The organism is Photobacterium sp. WH24, assembly GCF_019204055.1.
Classification (GTDB): Bacteria; Pseudomonadota; Gammaproteobacteria; order Enterobacterales; family Vibrionaceae; genus Photobacterium; species Photobacterium arenosum.
The window spans coordinates 169739-187188 of sequence record NZ_JAGSOZ010000005.1; the positions used below are offsets into that span (position 1 = coordinate 169739).

16 protein-coding genes are annotated in these 17450 nt (G+C 52.2%); 5 read left to right on the forward strand and 11 right to left on the reverse strand.

Going from position 1 to position 17450, the window contains the following annotated elements:
- The first annotated feature begins 2 nt into the window (after positions 1–2).
- Genes KCG43_RS08320 through yacG form a run of 4 tightly spaced genes read left to right on the forward strand, consistent with a single transcriptional unit; the run spans position 3 to position 2512 of the window.
- Positions 3–890, forward strand: a complete 888-nt coding sequence (locus KCG43_RS08320) for an A24 family peptidase (protein WP_218384324.1) — start codon at positions 3–5, stop codon at positions 888–890.
- Positions 887–1498 carry a dephospho-CoA kinase gene (gene coaE, locus KCG43_RS08325; RefSeq protein WP_218384325.1) on the forward strand — a complete coding sequence of 204 codons (612 nt, stop codon included), beginning with the start codon at positions 887–889 and terminating at the stop codon, positions 1496–1498. The genes KCG43_RS08320 and coaE overlap by 4 nt, the downstream gene beginning before the upstream one ends.
- 38 nt (positions 1499–1536) lie before the next feature.
- Positions 1537–2301, forward strand: a complete 765-nt coding sequence (gene zapD / locus KCG43_RS08330) for a cell division protein ZapD (protein WP_218384326.1) — start codon at positions 1537–1539, stop codon at positions 2299–2301.
- 7 nt (positions 2302–2308) lie between these two features.
- The gene (yacG, locus tag KCG43_RS08335; protein WP_192015812.1) at positions 2309–2512 is read left to right on the forward strand and encodes a DNA gyrase inhibitor YacG; all 204 of its coding nucleotides are present in this window, start codon (positions 2309–2311) and stop codon (positions 2510–2512) included.
- Positions 2513–2550: 38 nt separating this feature from the next.
- Here yacG and mutT read toward each other — a convergent pair whose 3' ends face one another.
- Positions 2551–2949: an 8-oxo-dGTP diphosphatase MutT gene (gene mutT, locus KCG43_RS08340; protein WP_192015813.1), complete on the reverse strand. Its 399-nt coding sequence runs from the start codon at positions 2947–2949 to the stop codon at positions 2551–2553.
- 118 nt (positions 2950–3067) lie between these two features.
- Complete coding sequence (gene secA, locus KCG43_RS08345; RefSeq protein WP_192015814.1) at positions 3068–5785, reverse strand: preprotein translocase subunit SecA; 2718 nt, start codon at positions 5783–5785, stop codon at positions 3068–3070.
- A 402-nt stretch (positions 5786–6187) separates the two neighbouring features.
- On the opposite strand from secA, the gene KCG43_RS08350 reads away from it, so the two are divergent.
- Entirely contained in the window at positions 6188–6646 is a 459-nt protein-coding gene (locus KCG43_RS08350; RefSeq protein WP_192015815.1) for a DUF721 domain-containing protein, read from the forward strand.
- 64 nt (positions 6647–6710) lie between these two features.
- Here the strand turns inward: KCG43_RS08350 and lpxC are convergent, their stop codons facing one another.
- The 9 genes from lpxC to mraY form a co-directional block, all read right to left on the reverse strand.
- Positions 6711–7628 carry a UDP-3-O-acyl-N-acetylglucosamine deacetylase gene (gene lpxC, locus KCG43_RS08355; RefSeq protein WP_192015816.1) on the reverse strand — a complete coding sequence of 306 codons (918 nt, stop codon included), beginning with the start codon at positions 7626–7628 and terminating at the stop codon, positions 6711–6713.
- A 115-nt stretch (positions 7629–7743) separates the two neighbouring features.
- Entirely contained in the window at positions 7744–8928 is a 1185-nt protein-coding gene (gene ftsZ, locus KCG43_RS08360; protein ID WP_027253672.1) for a cell division protein FtsZ, read from the reverse strand.
- A 33-nt stretch (positions 8929–8961) separates the two neighbouring features.
- A complete protein-coding gene (ftsA, locus tag KCG43_RS08365) occupies positions 8962–10218 on the reverse strand; it encodes a cell division protein FtsA (protein WP_027253673.1) in 1257 nt (418 codons plus the stop codon).
- Between the two features lie 26 nt (positions 10219–10244).
- Positions 10245–10997, reverse strand: coding sequence for a cell division protein FtsQ/DivIB (locus KCG43_RS08370; RefSeq protein WP_218384327.1), 753 nt, complete (start codon positions 10995–10997; stop codon positions 10245–10247).
- A 299-nt stretch (positions 10998–11296) separates the two neighbouring features.
- On the reverse strand, positions 11297–12754 hold the full coding sequence (gene murC / locus KCG43_RS08375; RefSeq protein WP_192015818.1) for a UDP-N-acetylmuramate--L-alanine ligase: 1458 nt from the start codon (positions 12752–12754) through the stop codon (positions 11297–11299).
- A gap of 16 nt (positions 12755–12770) precedes the next feature.
- Entirely contained in the window at positions 12771–13832 is a 1062-nt protein-coding gene (gene murG, locus KCG43_RS08380) for an undecaprenyldiphospho-muramoylpentapeptide beta-N-acetylglucosaminyltransferase (RefSeq protein ID WP_192015819.1), read from the reverse strand.
- Positions 13819–15027 carry a cell division protein FtsW gene (gene ftsW, locus KCG43_RS08385; RefSeq protein WP_192015820.1) on the reverse strand — a complete coding sequence of 403 codons (1209 nt, stop codon included), beginning with the start codon at positions 15025–15027 and terminating at the stop codon, positions 13819–13821. Before ftsW ends, murG begins: the two co-directional genes overlap by 14 nt.
- Positions 15021–16367 (reverse strand): UDP-N-acetylmuramoyl-L-alanine--D-glutamate ligase, encoded by a 1347-nt coding sequence (gene murD, locus KCG43_RS08390; protein WP_218384329.1) that lies wholly within the window; start codon positions 16365–16367, stop codon positions 15021–15023. The genes ftsW and murD overlap by 7 nt, the downstream gene beginning before the upstream one ends.
- Complete coding sequence (gene mraY / locus KCG43_RS08395; RefSeq protein ID WP_027253679.1) at positions 16368–17450, reverse strand: phospho-N-acetylmuramoyl-pentapeptide-transferase; 1083 nt, start codon at positions 17448–17450, stop codon at positions 16368–16370.

Below are 17450 nucleotides of genomic sequence, written 5' to 3' on the forward strand. Positions count from 1 at the left end.
TCATGGCGTTACTGACCTACTATCCCTGGCTTTACCCTCTGGCGGCCGCTATTTTCGGCCTGATCGCCGGCAGCTTTCTGAATGTGGTCATCCTGCGCCTGCCTGTCATGATGGAAAGACAATGGCGCGCAGATTGCGCCGAGTGCTTTTCAGAACATGCGGAAATTGGCCCCCAGCCCGTTTTTAATCTCAGTGTGCCGGCTTCCAGTTGCCCGCACTGCCAGCATAAGATCCGCGCCTGGGAAAACATTCCAGTCGTTAGCTGGCTCTTGCTCCGTGGCCGGTGCAGTAACTGCAAAACAAAAATCAGTGCCCGGTATCCGGCCATCGAGCTTCTGACGGCACTCACAGCGCTGGCCGCCGCACTGGTGCTGCCATTCTCGGCCTGGAGCCTGGCAGTGATTGGCGCCGGTTGTGCCCTGATCGCCCTGACTTTCATTGATATCGATAAAATGCTGCTGCCGGATCAGCTCACTCTGCCCCTGATGTGGGCAGGTTTGCTACTGGCCCTGCTGGATGTCAGCCCGGTCAGTCTGGAATCTGCCGTGATTGGAGCCATGGTCGGTTACCTGTCGCTCTGGAGCCTGTACTGGGTATTCAAGCTGCTCACCGGCAAGGAAGGCATGGGTTACGGCGATTTCAAACTCCTGGCCGCACTGGGAGCCTGGGCCGGATGGCAGTTGCTGCCTTTTATTGTCCTGCTCTCTTCCTTGCTCGGCGCTATCTGTGGCATCATTTTGCTGCGTATGCAACACAGTGACAGCCAAGCGGGTATGCAGACGCCGTTTTCATTCGGTCCTTATCTTGCTCTGGCCGGGTGGATAGCCCTGCTTTGGGGTGCCCCCGTTCTTAGCTGGTATGTAGGGACATATTTAGGATATCCATTATGACTTTGGTAGTCGGCCTGACTGGCGGCATTGGCAGCGGTAAGACCACAGTAGCTAACCTGTTTGCCAACTATGGCATTGATATTATTGATGCCGATCTGATTGCAAGAGACGTCGTGGCACCAGGCTCAGCAGGCCTGAAAGCCATTACTGAACGCCTCGGGAATGACATCCTGCTGACAGATGGCCAGCTCAATCGCAGTAAACTCAGAGAAGCTATCTTTAATGAGCCAGCGTTAAAAGCCTGGCTGGATAGCCTGCTGCATCCCATGATTCGCCAGCAAATGAAACAGGATATCAATAAAGCCACCTCGCCTTATTGTCTGTTAGTTGTACCCTTAATGGTGGAGAATCAGCTGCAAGCCATGACCGACAGACTGCTGGTGATTGATGTTCGGGAAGACATACAGATAGCCCGTACCACGGTTCGAGATAAGGTCAACGACGATCAGGCCCGTAAAATTCTGGCGGCCCAGGCCACCCGGGAACAACGGCTTGCGGCGGCTGACGATGTGATTGATAACAATGGTGACAGCCACCAGTTACGCGGTGAAGTTGCCCGGCTGCATCAGCAATATCTGCTCCTGAGTGAGCAGGCTGATCGCAATTGATACAGCGCTGATCAAGAGATGAATAACAGGCCCGCACTATGCAGACTAACCGGCAGACAACCCGTTTTGAACACCCGTTAAACGAAAAAGTCCGTATTTACCTGCGACTGGAGTATTTATTGCTCCAAATGAATCACACCAGTGAATCGGAAGATCCCTGGCAATATCAGCTTTTTTTCCGTGCTTTGTTTGATGTGCTGGATATTCTTGATCAGATCCAGGTGAAAAGTGAGCTGGCCAAAGATCTGGATAAGCAGCAATCTCAGCTCAAGCTCTGGCTGGATGTCGACGGTGTAGATCAAAGTGCAGTGCTGTCGCTGCTGGATCAAATGGCTTCCATCCATCACAACCTGATCACAGCTCCGCGTTTGGGCCAGATCTTACGTGAAGATCGCTTTCTGGCCGGGATCAAACAGCGCTTCTCGCTGCCCGGCGGCAGCTGCTGTTTCGATTTGCCCAGCCTGCATCACTGGTTACATCTGTCGCAGGACGGCAAACAGGCAGATATGGCGTACTGGTTAGATCAACTCAAGCCAATGGCTCAGGCGATTCAGCTATGGCTGAGAGTCACCAGGGAATCCGGCCACTTTAAACCTCAGATAGCCCGCAACGGTTTTTTCCAGCATGAGGCGGAAAATGCCAGCCTGTTACGATTGCAAATTTGCCCCAGCTATGGGGTTTACCCTATGATATCCGGTCACCGCAGCCGGTTTGCCATCCGATTCATGCCCTTTGATGAAGGGCAGAGCACGACGAGTAATCCGGTTAGCGAAAGAATTGAATTCACACTAGCGATTTGCTGAGGTTCCCGTGTCGCAACAAAGAACACCCACGATAGTCCAATGCCCTACCTGCCAGGCCGACGTTGTATGGGGAGAAGTCAGTCCGTACCGTCCTTTTTGCTCCAAACGTTGCCAGCTTATCGATTTAGGGGAATGGGCGGCAGAAGAAAAAGCCATACCCGGCGCCCCTGACATGTCAGACTCAGACGGCTGGTCAGAAGATAACGCGTAACATAGCGGGTCAACAGCCCGCTACCAAATCTGCTGGTTTTATCGGGCCAGCAGCTTATCAATAACCGGATAGTTGGCTTCGGGGAAAGTGAATTCCCGCAGCGCATCCAATGTCACCCATTGGCCGGGTTGTCCCTCACGGCCGTACGCTTCGCCATCAAAGGCCTTGATCAGGAAAAAATCGAACTTTAAGGCTTTTTCCGGATAGTCATGCTCTAACTCAATAAAGTGCTCCAGCTCGGTGGCTGTAATCCCCACTTCTTCGTTCAGTTCACGAATAACCGCTTGCTCTGCCGTTTCTCCCAGCTCTACCTTACCGCCGGCAAATTCCCAGAAGCCGCCTTTATGGGCCGTTTCGGCACGACGGGTGATGAATACTTTATCCTGCTGGCGGTTCAGGATAATGCCCGCCGATATCCAGACTCGTTTTTTATTCACGCTGCTTACCTGTTCAAATACTATTTCGCTCTGTCAGCAGAGCACTTGACTGATTTTAACCTTTGACAGAAAAAAACAAAGGCCGCATTCGCGGCCTTTGAATAATTACCTTCCCAAATCAGCTAATTCGGCCATGGCATTGTTTGTATTTCTTGCCAGAACCGCAAGGACACGGCTCGTTGCGGCCAACCTTACGCTCACCGGCCGGGGAATCTTCCCCGCCCTGACTGGTTTCGGCCACGGCACTGGCTGCTTCCTGATGGTTGAATTGCTGGCGACGGGCCATTTCTTCGGCCATGCGCTGGCGTTCCGCTTCGACACGTTCCACTTCATCCTGCTGCTGCACCCGTACCTTGCTCAGGATAGCCACGACGTCGGTTTTCAGGTTTTCAAGCATGCCCTGGAACAGTTCGAAAGACTCACGCTTATATTCCTGTTTCGGGTTCTTCTGAGCGTAACCGCGCAAATGAATCCCCTGACGCAGATGATCCATAGCCGCCAGATGCTCTTTCCAGAGTGTATCCAGATTCTGCAGCATCACGGTTTTCTCAAAGTTACGCAGCACTGGGGCGCCAACAGCTTCTTCTTTGCTGCTGTACACACTGACAGCTTCAGCAACAATGCGCTCGCGTAATGCTTCCTCATACAACTTATCATCGCTGTCCAGCCACTGCTGAACCGGTAAATCCAGGTCAAAGTCTGCTTTCAGGCGCTCTTGCAGGCCAGGGATATCCCACATTTCATCCAGTGACTGCGGTGGAATATAGGTATCTATCACGCTGTTCAGCACATCTTCGCGATTATGCGAAATCATTTCACTGATATCATCGGCGTGCATCAGTTCATCACGCAGTTCGTACACCACTTTACGCTGGTCGTTCGCCACATCATCAAATTCCAGCAACTGTTTGCGGATATCGAAGTTACGGCCTTCAACTTTGCGCTGCGCATTCTCGATGGCTTTCGTCACCCATGGGTGTTCGATAGCTTCACCTTCTTCCATGCCCAGCTTTTTCATCATCGCGGACACCCGGTCTGAGGCGAAAATACGCATCAGGCCATCTTCCATCGACAGGTAGAAACGTGAAGAACCGGCATCCCCCTGACGACCGGCACGGCCACGCAGCTGGTTGTCGATCCGGCGCGATTCATGGCGTTCAGTGCCTATGATATGCAGGCCACCCGAGTTAAGCACCGCAGCATGACGCTCTTTCCATGCCGTCTTAACAGCAGCAATTTGCTCCTCAGTCGGCTCTTTCAGGGCTTCGACTTCACTCTGCCAACTGCCACCCAATACGATATCGGTACCTCGACCAGCCATATTGGTCGCGATAGTCACCGAGCCAGGTTTACCTGCCTGAGCAACGATATCCGCTTCTTTTTCGTGGAATTTGGCATTCAGAACCTGATGCGCTATACCGGCTTTTTTCAGCTGGCTGGAAAGCAGCTCAGACTTTTCAATCGAGACCGTACCCACCAGCACTGGCTGACCATTGGCAACACGGGCATGAATATCTTCGGTGATAGCGACGAATTTTTCTCTTTCGGTCATGTAAACCAAATCACCCATATCATCACGGATCATAGGCTTATTAGTTGGCACAACCACAGTTTCCAGGCCATAAATGCTTTGGAATTCGAAGGCTTCGGTATCCGCTGTCCCCGTCATACCAGACAGTTTTTCATACAGGCGGAAATAGTTCTGGAAAGTGATAGAGGCCAGCGTCTGGTTTTCATTCTGGATTTTAACGCCTTCTTTGGCTTCAACCGCCTGATGCAGACCTTCAGACCAGCGACGGCCCGGCATGGTACGACCCGTGTGTTCGTCAACAATGATGACTTCGTTATCTTTGACGATATAGTCAACATCACGCTCAAACAACACATGCGCACGCAGTGCAGCATTCACATGGTGCAGCAGAGAAATATTGGCAGGTGAGTATAAGGTGTCGTCTTCTTGCATCAACTCGCGTTGCTTCAGCAATTCTTCGACAAACTCCTGACCATTTTCTGTCAGGTGAACCTGCTTTGATTTCTCATCAACCGTGTAGTGGCCTTCACCACGATATTCTTCGCTGTCTTCCTTGTCCTCTTTGACAAGCTCAGGGATCAGTGTGTTGATCTGGGTATAGAGCTCAGAGCTGTCTTCAGCAGGGCCGGAAATAATCAGAGGGGTACGGGCTTCATCGATGAGGATGGAGTCCACTTCATCCACAACCGCAAAAAAACGTTCACGCTGCACTCGGTCTTCCGGTCGGAAAGCCATGTTGTCACGCAAGTAATCGAAGCCAAACTCGTTGTTGGTGCCGTACAATATATCGCACGCATAGGCTTCTTTTTTCACCGGTGGCGGCATCTGAGACAGGTTCACGCCCACTGTCATTCCCAGGAATTCAAACAGTGCCCGATTGGTTTCTGCGTCACGGCTGGCCAGATAATCATTCACTGTCACAATGTGAACGCCTTTGCCCGTCAGTGCGTTGAGATAAGCCGGCAGAGTGGCTGTCAGTGTTTTACCTTCACCAGTGCGCATTTCTGCAATTTGGCAGTCATTGAGCACCATGCCGCCGATAAGCTGCACATCAAAATGACGCATGCCGAACACACGCTTAGAGGCTTCGCGTACGGTTGCGAAGGCTTCAGGCAGCAGCTGATCCAGCGATTCTCCCTGTTCCAGACGCTGACGGAACTCTGCCGTCTTAGCCTTCAGCTCTTCATCCTGCAGGCTTTCAAATTGTGGTTCTAGCTTGTTGATCTCATCAACAATTTTACGCAAACGTCGAATGGTACGGTCGTTGCGGCTGCCGATAACTTTAGTCAGTAGTTTTGATAACATGGCTATGCCGTTTTACTCTTTGTGATGTCAGATCCCAGCACAAGCGCAGGCTGAGTACTCAATTAATTGCAATCAAAACGAAGCCCTTCCATGCTCCGCCCTTCCCAATACTATTCGTTAACTTCAAGCTGGGTTGAAAACAAATGTCTGTGATGGAGATATTGTGTTTCCCTTGCTAAATTTCAAGGGCAATCAAGGCACAATATCATGCTTTACGAATTGGAACCATGCACCTCAACGCCAGAAAAAGCGCAGGCCGCTCCCTTAATTTGTTATGATAAAAAATATTCTCTGGTCCGCCTATCATTAAGGCGATAACTTAGTGATCAGATAGTAAAATTTAGATCTCACTCCGTTCGGTGCGTTCTTTACATTCATTAAATTCATTTTTACGGCGTCAAAATGAGAGATCACCGCCCACAAACAACAGCCAGCCTGCTGGATGATGAAACGGCATTGGGCAATATCCAGCAAAGAGCCATGGCATTGCATAAGCTCAATGTGCAGGTACAGCAGCATCTCAATTGCGCGCAACTCTGCCGTGTCAGCAACTACCGGCAAGGAATATTAGTGATTGAAGTCGCATCGGCGGCCTGGTCAATGCGGCTGAATTATGAACGGAACCAGTTGATACAACGGCTCCGTGAGCATATGCTGCCTCAGCTTCAGGATATCAGGGTCAGTGTCAATCCGGTTCTGGCGGCAACGACAGTGAAAACCAACAGCACCTCTGTGCTGAAACGTAAGCCCATTTCACAAAAAGCTGCGCAGTCTCTGATGGAAACCGCTCAGGATGCCCCAGCCAAAGTCAAAGCCCGTCTGGAGCGACTGGCTGCTCTCGCCAAACAAAACAACCAGTAACCGACACTACAGGTGAAAAAAAACGCCAGACAGAGTCTGACGTTTTTTCTTTAATTGCTTAGCTTTACGCCAGTACCATGCCAGGCTGGGCAAAGGTTACCGGTACTTCGGCTTCGTCCTGGAATGTTGACCATTCAAAGGCTTCCTGATCAGCAAGTACAGCGCGCAATAGCATGTTGTTCAGGGCATGACCGGATTTATAAGCCACCATTTCACCAATAATGTTGTGACCACACATATACAGGTCGCCGATAGCGTCGAGTACTTTGTGCGTCACCAACTCATTGTCGAAACGCAGACCTTCATCGTTCAGAATGCGATAATCATCAAGCACGATAGCATTATCGAAGCTGCCACCCAGACACAGGTTCTGAGACTGCAGATACTCAATATCACGCATAAAACCGAAAGTACGGGCACGGCTGATATCTTTCACAAACGACTGGCTGGAAAAATCCAGTACCAGACGCTGCTGCTCGGAATCAATCGCCGGATGATTAAATTCAATCGCGAAATCCAGACGGAAACCGTTATACGGTCGCAGCTCCGCCCATTTATCGCCATCTTCAACGCGAACAGTTTTTTTCAAACGCAGAAAACGCTTAGGCGCATTCAGCGTTTCAATGCCGGCAGATTGCAACAGATAAATAAAGGGGCTGGCGCTACCGTCCATAATAGGAATTTCCGGTGCGTCCACTTCCACAATAACGTTATCAATACCCATACCAGCAAGGGCAGCATTCAGGTGCTCGACAGTTGAGATGCGTACGCCCTGATCATTCACCAGTGCGGTGCACAACATAGTATCTCGCACAGAATCTGCATTAGCCGGGAAATCCACCGGCGGATTTAGATCCGTACGACGATAGATTACACCAGTATTTGCGGCAGCAGGCCGCAGAATAAGCGTCACTTTACGCCCGGAATGCAAACCCACTCCAATCGTTTTAACGATGCTTTTTAGTGTACGTTGTCTGATCATCTGCTTACTCGTCTCAACTGACTGATGACTATTTATCGGCCACCAATCTGCAAACTTGAGGGCGGCCAGGCGCTCATATTACCACCAAACGTGACCTAACCCAAATTTTTTAAACTTAGTCTGCCTGCTTGCGCAAAAATGCTGGGATATCCAGATAGTCATGATCGGCTTGCTGCTTAGGCTTGGCTGCCGTAGCGGCTGACCCTGACTGAACACTTTTCTCAGCAACAGCGGGTTGTGCCGGCGTTTTAGCTGCGATCGGCTCTTCCTTCTCCTGGATCACAGGCTTTTCCTGTGCTGCAGGCTTGGCTGAGCTGGTGACCAGAGTAATATCCGGACGAGACTCTTTACCAATACCGGTTGCCACAACTGTCACACGCAGCTCATCGGTCATATCCGGATCCAGAGACGTACCGATCACCACAGTTGCGTTATCAGAAGCAAAAGCTTTCACTGTATTGCCGACAGTTTCAAACTCGTCCAGACGCATATCCAGACCGGCAGTAATGTTCACCAGAACACCACGGGCACCAGCCAGATCGATGTCTTCCAGCAGCGGGCTGGAAATCGCCATTTCTGCTGCTTCTTCCGCTCGGTCTTCACCTGTCGCAACACCGCTACCCATCATGGCATGACCCATTTCGGACATCACAGTACGTACGTCTGCAAAGTCGACGTTGATCATACCCGGGCGGGTAATCAGCTCAGCAATACCCTGAACGGCGTTTTTCAGTACGTCGTTTGCTTTTGCAAAAGCGTCTAACAGCGTGATACCACGCCCCAGCACTTTCAGCAGCTTCTCGTTTGGAATCGTAATCAACGAATCAACGTGTTTGGACAGCTCTTCAATGCCCTGTTCCGCAAACGCCAAACGTTTTTTGCCCTCAAAGCTGAATGGCTTAGTGACAACAGCAACCGTTAGAATTCCCAGCTCTTTCGCTACTTCAGCAATGATAGGCGCCGCACCTGTACCTGTGCCGCCCCCCATGCCTGCAGCGATGAAGACCATATCAGAACCTTCTAATGCTTCCCTGATCGCTTCACGATCTTCCAGGGCTGAATCACGACCAACCTGAGGGTTAGCGCCTGCGCCCAAACCTTTGGTGATATCACCACCAATCTGGATCACTGTGCCGACGTTACTCTTACGCAAAGCCTGCGCATCAGTGTTAACACTGATAAAGTGTACGCCTTCGATCGATTCACGAACCATGTGATCGACAGCGTTACCACCACCACCGCCAACGCCAATGACCTTAATTACCGCTTCATCAGACAATTCCATCATCGGTTCAAACATGTGTTCTCTCCGTTCTTCCTGTTCGCATCAGGTTTAAAATTCTTTTCTTAGCCAACCACTAATTTTAGTGAACAGACCTGCAACTGACCGTTTTGGTTCAAGTTCACCATCTTCAAATGTCTGACTGTCCTTTCCGTAATGCAGTAAGCCTACTGCTGTCGCGTAATGCGGGGCCTGGACATAGTCCGTTAAACCACTCAATGCCAGCGGTCGGCCTAAACGTACCTGATTACGGAATACCCGCTCAGCACATTCGACCAGCCCTTCCATCTGTGAGGCTCCACCGGTTAACACTATCCCAGCGGCCAGCTGGTGTTTAACACCCGTATTACGCAATTGTTCTTGTATTTCCACCAACTTTTGATTAACCAGACCCAGCAACTCGCTGTATCTCGGTTCAATGACTTCGGCCAATGTCTGGCTTTGCAGGCTGCGCGATGGCCGACCTCCCACACTCGGTACGTCGACTTTGGCATCTTTACTGACCAGCTCGCTCAGTGCACAACCGTACTTCACTTTGATTTCCTCAGCATCACCTGGCGGTGTGCCAAAGGCATAAGCGATATCGCTGGTGACCACATTGCCTGCGTAAGGAATCACTTCCGCATGCCGCAATGCACCACCTGTCCAGACAGCCATGTCCATGGTGCCACCACCAATATCTATCACGCACACACCCAGTTCACGCTCATCTGCCGTCAGTACAGCATAACTGGCAGCCAGCCCGGAGAAGATCAGTTGATCCACTTTCAGGCCGCAACGCTCTACGGCTTTCACTATGTTACGTGCCATATCATTATGGCAAGTGATCATATGAACGCTGGCCTCCATCCGGACGCCGGACAAACCCACAGGGTTCTTGATACCTTCCTGGTAGTCAATGGCGAACTCTTGCGGAATCACATGCAGAGTGCGATGCTCATCGCTGATTTTCACCGATTTGGCAGTATGAATGACGTTATCCACGTCATCCTGAGTCACTTCTTTATCAGAAATCGGCACCATGCCTTTTTCGGTCTGGCAACGAATATGTTTACCAGACAGCGACAAATAAACAGAGGCAATTTGGCAGTCGGCCATTAATTCTGCCTGGTCAACCGCCCTTTGCACAGATTTGACGACAGATTCCAGATCATTGACGCCGCCTTTGTCCATGCCTTTAGACGGACTGCTGCCCACACCAATGACATTCACCTGGCCGTCAGGTAATGCTTCGCCGACCAAAGCGCATACTTTGGAAGTACCGATATCAAGGCCAACAATGAGTTTTTTATCTGTAGCCTTCGTCATTAGCGCACGCTCTTTTCCTGAACCACTTATTCATTATTCTGTTGCCATCCAACAGCAACACCTGTGTCGTAGCGGAGGTCAACATAATCAACGGCTTTACCCTGCTGTTCCAGATCCGGGTATAACCATAAAAACCGTTTGATACGCTCAATTCTGGCTTCCCGACCCAACTCCAGCCGGATTCCATTGCTTAGCCAGATTCGCCATGACCGCCGCTCATTTAACGACAGCCTGACAATTTCTAAACCGCCGCGCTGCAACTCGGGTTGCATTTCACGCCAGGTTTTGAGCATTTCCTCACTGCTGCCATCCGGTCCTTCCAGCGTTACCATAGGCTCGCCCGACACATCGGAAGACGGGGCATGAAACACCTGCCCTTGCAGGTTAACCAGATACTTGTCATTCCAGACAGCAGCTGGTTGATGCTCAACCAGATACACTTTTACGGTATCCGGCCATTGCTTTCGTACCGATGCCTGGGCAACCCAGGGTAAAGACTCCAGGGCATGCTGAAGCTCGTCCACATCCTGAAGCATAAAACTGCCCAGTGAGCCCATTTCAAGAATGCCCTGTCTGACCTGATCTGTGGTCAGATGATGCAGCTCACCCTGAATAATCAATTGGGATAACGGCAATCGGTTTGCATCTGTCATCCAGTGCACTACCGCGACAAACAACCAAGCCATAGCGGTTATGACCAGCACCAGAAAGCTTAAACCCCGCCACTGGGACAAAGTACTGCCAATCAAGTTACTCTGTTTCAAGGCTGTTTCTGTCATGGTTTAACACTTTATTTCCTGAATCATGTCAGTCTGCCGTTATTTTATGGACCAGACAAGACAAGTGATGACTTATCAGCCACAAAATTTCACCAGAATCAGGATATAACAACAAAGCTGGCCGATTATACCGACCAACTCGATGCTCTCCAACCATTGTTCGCAATTTCCTGTGCTTAGACATCAAAGTGCATGCAAAAGCAGGATTATTCTGGCTTTCTCTTCAAGCTTAGCGAAGAAGTGCAAGAAAGTGACACAAAATAATCCAGATTTTAGCGTTTAAATGCCACACCGGCATATCATTTCTTCATTTCATGCACGCTGAGCGCCATCGCGGCCAGCTGTCGGGCAATTTTACCAACGTCACCAGCACCTTGCGTCAGAACAAGGTCATTCTCTTGAATAACATTGGCCAAAGCTCCCGGTAATGCCGCTGTGCTGGGCACAAAAATCGGATCGAGCTTACCCCGTCCGCGAATGGTACGGCACAGTGAACGTCCGTCAGCACCGGGGATCGCGACTTCACCTGCGCTGTACACATCCAGCATCAGCAGTACATCCACTTGCTCCAGCACATTGGCAAAATCATCATACAGGTCGCGGGTGCGGGTATAACGGTGAGGCTGGAATACCATCACCAGACGTTTACCCGGCCAGCCAGCACGAGCGGCTTTAATGGTGACATCCACTTCACTCGGGTGATGACCATAGTCATCCACCAGCATCACGTTGCCGTTGCCGCTGTCAAATTCACCCAGGTGATCAAAACGGCGGCCGGTTCCTTCAAATTCAACCAGCGCGCGCTGGATAGCGTCATCCTCTACGCCTTCTTCCGTCGCCACAGCAACGGCCGCGGCGGCATTGAGGGCATTGTGCTGTCCCGGAATATTGAGTGTGACTGACAGCTCCGGTTTCCCTTTTCGCAGAATCGAGAAATGTCCTTGCTGGCCCTGCTGACGATAATTCACCAACCGAACATCGGCATCCTCGGCAAAACCGTAGGTAATGACCTGACGCCCCACACGTGGCAGCAATTCCCGTACCACAGGATCATCAATACACATCACGGCCAGCCCGTAAAACGGCAGGTTATGAAGGAAATCAATAAAGGTTTGCTTCAGGTTTTCAAAGTTACCGCCATAAGTTTCCATATGGTCAGCTTCAATGTTAGTGACCACACACACCATGGGCTGCAGGTGGATAAAAGAGGCATCACTCTCATCGGCTTCAGCGATCAGATAGCGGCTGCAACCCAGGCGTGCATTGGTACCGGCACTCTTCACCAGGCCGCCATTAACAAAGGTCGGATCCAGTCCGGCTTCGGAATAAATCTGTGTAGTTAGTGCTGTTGTGGTTGTCTTACCGTGCGTACCGGCAATCGCAATGCCATGGCGATAGCGCATCAGCTCGGCCAGCATTTCCGCACGGCGGACCACGGGAATACGTAACTCACGAGCCGCTTTCAGCTCGGGGTTTTCCGCCGATATTGCGGTCGAGGCCACCACCACGCTGGCCCCTTCAACATTCGTACTCGCGTGACCAAAAAACAGCTCTGCACCACGCTCGCCAAGACGCTCAGTGACTGAGTTTGGGGTAATGTCCGAACCACTGATACGGTAGCCTTCATTCAATAATACTTCGGCGATGCCACTCATTCCGGCCCCGCCGATACCAACAAAGTGAATACGCTCAACGCGGCGCATCTCTGGCACCATGGTTCTGATTTTGGCTATTTGCTGGTTATCCAGTTTACTCATCACTCTGTTCTCTTCTTTACTTAGCCTGCGCCTTAATCACATCAGCCACTCGGACATCCGCATCAAGGATCGCAGCCTGTCTCGCCGCCTCGGCCATGCTCAGCAAAGCCGGGCGATCTAAGGTTGTAATTAGCTGTGCCAGACGATCGGCTGTCAGATCCGGCTGCTCTATCATGTGTGCGGCGCCGCACTCCACCAGATGATCCGCATTCAGGGCCTGCTGGCGGTCTTTATGCATGAAAGGCACGAATATCGCTCCGACGCCAGCCGCCGACAACTCAGAGACGGTCAGCGCCCCAGATCGGCAAACCACCAGGTCGGCCCAGTCATAAGCCGCCGCAACATCATCAATAAATTCAGTGACGTTATATCCCTGCACACCACACTTATTGTATAGCTGCTCAGTGCTGGCCTGATTTCCTTTACCTGCCTGATGCCAGATGTCGACATCTCCGCCCAGTTGCGCAGCGGCGGCCGGTACAGTCTGGTTCAGTATTCGTGCGCCCTGGCTGCCACCCATTACCAGGATCCGTACCGGACCCTCTCGCTCAGCCAGTCGCTGCGCTGGCGCTGCCAGCTCAGTCACATCGCGGCGAACCGGATTGCCAACCACAGGTTTGCCTGGAAACGCGCCGGGGAAAGCCTGTAACACGCTGGCCGCAATGCGCGATAACCAGCGGTTTGTCAGGCCCGCAACCGCGTTTTGCTCGTGAAGAATTACCGGAATACCGCTGAACCAGGCTGCTACGCCACCCGGACCGCTGACATAACCGCCCATGCCAAGCACCGCATCCGGTTGCCAGGCTTGGATATAGCGGCGGGCCTGCAATATCGCGCCCACAATCTGAAAAGGCGCCGCCAGCAGTTTTTTGATCCCCTGGCCGCGTAATCCTTTCACTTTAATAAAGTCTATTTCAATCCCGTGTTTGGGCACCAGGTCGGCTTCCATGCGATCTGCCGTACCCAGCCAGCGAATTTCCCAGCCTTGCTGCTGCAGCTTACGGGCCACGGCTAACGCAGGAAATACATGGCCGCCCGTGCCGCCAGCCATCACCAGCAAACGCTTATTTTTCTTCATTGTCATTTTCATCACTTGATTGCGCTGATCCGAAACGAGCCTGATGCCGTTGTTCATGATCAATGCGCAGCAAAATGGCCACGGCCGTCGACATAATGAACAAGCTCGATCCGCCGTAACTGATCAAAGGCAGAGTTAACCCTTTGGTCGGTACTATACCGGCCGCCGCCCCGACATTGACCAAGGTCTGGAAAGCAAACCAGAACCCGATGCCGAATGCCAGAAAACCGCCGAACAACTGGCCAGACTCCAGACTTTTCTTTCCGATGAACAGTGCCTTGAACACCAAGGTAAAGATAAGCAAAAGCACCAGAGTCACCCCCAGCAGCCCCAGCTCTTCGGCCAGTACAGCGAACACGAAATCAGTATGAGCTTCGGGTAAATATTCCAGTTTCTGAATGGAATTGCCCAGGCCTTGTCCCATCCAGTCACCCCGGCCGAATGCCATCAAAGATTGTGTCAGCTGGTAACCACTGCCAAAGGGATCTTCCCAGGGATCCAAAAAAGCGGTGATCCGGCGCATGCGGTAAGGCTCGAACACAATCAGCATTACTATGCCCAGTAACGCCATCGAGAGCATGGCCAGGAACTGCCACAACTTAGCCCCGGCAATAAACAGCATGCCGACTGTAGTGACAAACATCACGACAAAGGAACCCAGATCCGGCTGTTGCAGCAGTAAAATAGCCATGAGCGCCAGCACGGCCAGCGGTTTGATAAAGCCGTAAAAACTTTGTCTGACCTGATGATACTGGCGCACCAGATACCCGGACAGAAACACAAAGAGCGAGAGTTTAGCCACTTCCGCTGGCTGCAGGTTAAAGATCCCCAGCGGAATCCAACGAACCGCACCGTTAACCGAACGGCCAACGACCAGCACAATCACCAGCAAGGCCAGCGATACCAGCAACATAGGCACACTCAGCTGACGCCAGCGCTCCAGCGGCACCTGGACCATGAAAGCGGCAATAATCAGGGCACAGAACAGAAAAAAGGCATGGCGCAGCGCAAAATAAAACGGCATGTCTGTCAGGCGTGTGGCCACAGGCACAGAGGCGGAGCTGACCACAACCAGACCGGTCACCATCAGGGACAGACTGATCCACACCAGTTGTCTGTCATACTGACAAGGCGGGGCCGGCCGGCTAAACCACTGGCTGATTTCAAACAGGGTATCTTTTACCCCTTTCAGCATGCCTGCACTCCCTGCACCTGATCTTTCAGGCTGTGAGCCAGCTCAGCAAAAGCGTCGCCACGTGCCATAAAATTAGAATACTGGTCCAGGCTGGCACAGGCCGGAGACAGTAATATCATGTCTCCGGATCTCGCTTCCGACGCTGCCAGTGCCATCGCCTGATCTAAGGTTTCCACCACGACCGGGGCATGTGACAAGGTCAGGAACCGGTGACCGTCACGGCCAAAACAGTACAGCTGAACGTTGAGGGTCTCCAGCACAGGTTTGAGCGGCGTAAAGTCCGCCCCCTTGCTGTCACCGCCCACCAGTAAATGCACTTTGCCCGGAATGGACAGACCATTCAGCGCAGCCAGCGTACTGGCGAGATTGGTGGCTTTCGAGTCATTGACCCAGTCAACACCGTGCGCCTGTACCACACGCTGACAACGGTGCGGCAAACCAGTATAACGGCGCAGTGTCCGGCAGGCAGCGTCACGGTCAATACCCGCCGCGTCTGCCAGCGCCAGCGCTGCCAGGCTGTTAGCCACATTATGGCGGCCGACCAGGGCAATGTCCCGGCTTGGCATCACAGGCATGCCATGCACCGCCAGGTACTCTTCACCCTGGTGCTGAATCAGTCCGTAGTCTTGCCCATCAAAGCCAAAACTGGTTCGCATACCTTGCCATGAGCCATCCGGCAATGTCGCCGCATCGTCACGATTGCTAATGGCCAGCCGGGCATGACGGTAAATACGTTGCTTGGCCTGACCATAGTCGGCAAGGCTGTCGTACCTGTCCATATGATCTTCAGACAGGTTCAGGTAGGCCGCTGCAGCCAGTTCGAGCGAAGCTGTGGTTTCGAGCTGAAAACTCGACAGCTCCAGCACATACAGTTCATTACCTTGTTCTAACATATCCAGGGCAGCCAGGCCGATGTTGCCGCCTACTCCCGCTTTGATACCCGCTTCAGCGGCCATGGCACCGACCAGGCTGGTGACTGTGCTTTTACCGTTTGAACCGGTAATCGCCAGCACCGGCTTATCGGCTGCCAGGGCAAACAATTCAATATCACCAATCACAGGAATGCCGGCCGCGATGGCGGTTTGCAACTCAGGCGTACTCAGGGCGACCCCCGGATTAGCGACGATCAGATCCGCCGCCAGCAGCCAGTCCATCTGCCACTGACCGGCACTCAGGCTGACACCGTCTGGCAATTGATCCTCTCCCGGGGGATGGGCCCGGGTATCAATCACCTGAATTGCCGGCGGTGACGGCTGCCTTGTCAGGTAGTTCACCACCGACAGTCCGGTTACACCCAGACCCACGACCACAACGTTACCTGCCTGTGCCAAGTGATTCATTTAGCGCACCTTCAGTGTTGCCAGCGCAAACAGCACCAGCATCAGGGTGATGATCCAAAAGCGCACTATCACACGTGGCTCGGGCCAACCTTTCAGCTCATAGTGATGATGAATCGGCGCCATACGGAAGATTCGCTGGCCTCGCAGCTTGTAAGAGCCCACCTGCAGGATCACAGACACAGTTTCCATGACAAAAACACCGCCCATGATCACCAGCAACAGCTCCTGACGAACCAGTACCGCAATCGTCCCCAGAGCGCCACCCAGCGCCAGCGAGCCGACATCGCCCATGAAGACCTGTGCCGGATAGGTGTTAAACCACAAAAAGCCCAGACCGGCACCAACTATGGCCGCACACACCACCACCAGTTCACTGGCGTTACTGATATACGGAATATTGAGGTAGCTGGCAAAGTTCACATTACCGGTCGCCCAGGCAATAAAGGCCATACCGGCCGCCACCATCACAGTTGGCATAATGGCCAGACCGTCAAGGCCGTCAGTCAGGTTCACCGCGTTACTGGTGCCGACAATGACAAAATAAGTGAGCACTATGTACAGCGCGCCAAGCTGGGGCATGACATCTTTAAAGAAAGGCACCACCAGCTGGGTCGCTGCCGTGTCTTTCCCGTAGGCATACAGGGCAAAGGCAACAACCAGGGCAATCACCGACTGCCAGAAATATTTCCAGCGGGCGATCAAACCATCGGTATTCTTACGAACCACTTTGCGGTAATCATCAATAAAGCCGACGATACCGTAGCCGAGCATAACGGTCAGCACAGCCCAGACATAAGGGTTGCTGATATCAGACCACAGCAGTACTGTGATGGTGATCGCCGCCAGAATCATGACACCGCCCATGGTCGGCGTGCCACGCTTACTGAAATGAGACTCGGGTCCGTCATGGCGCACCACTTGGCCAATCTGCATCATCTGCAAACGGGCAATCAGGCGAGGCCCCATCCATAATGAAATAAACAAAGCTGTCAACACGCTGATAATGGCGCGAAACGTCAAGTATTCAAACAGACGGAAAAAAGGAAAAGTCGACTCTAATAAGTCTGCTAACCAAAAAATCAT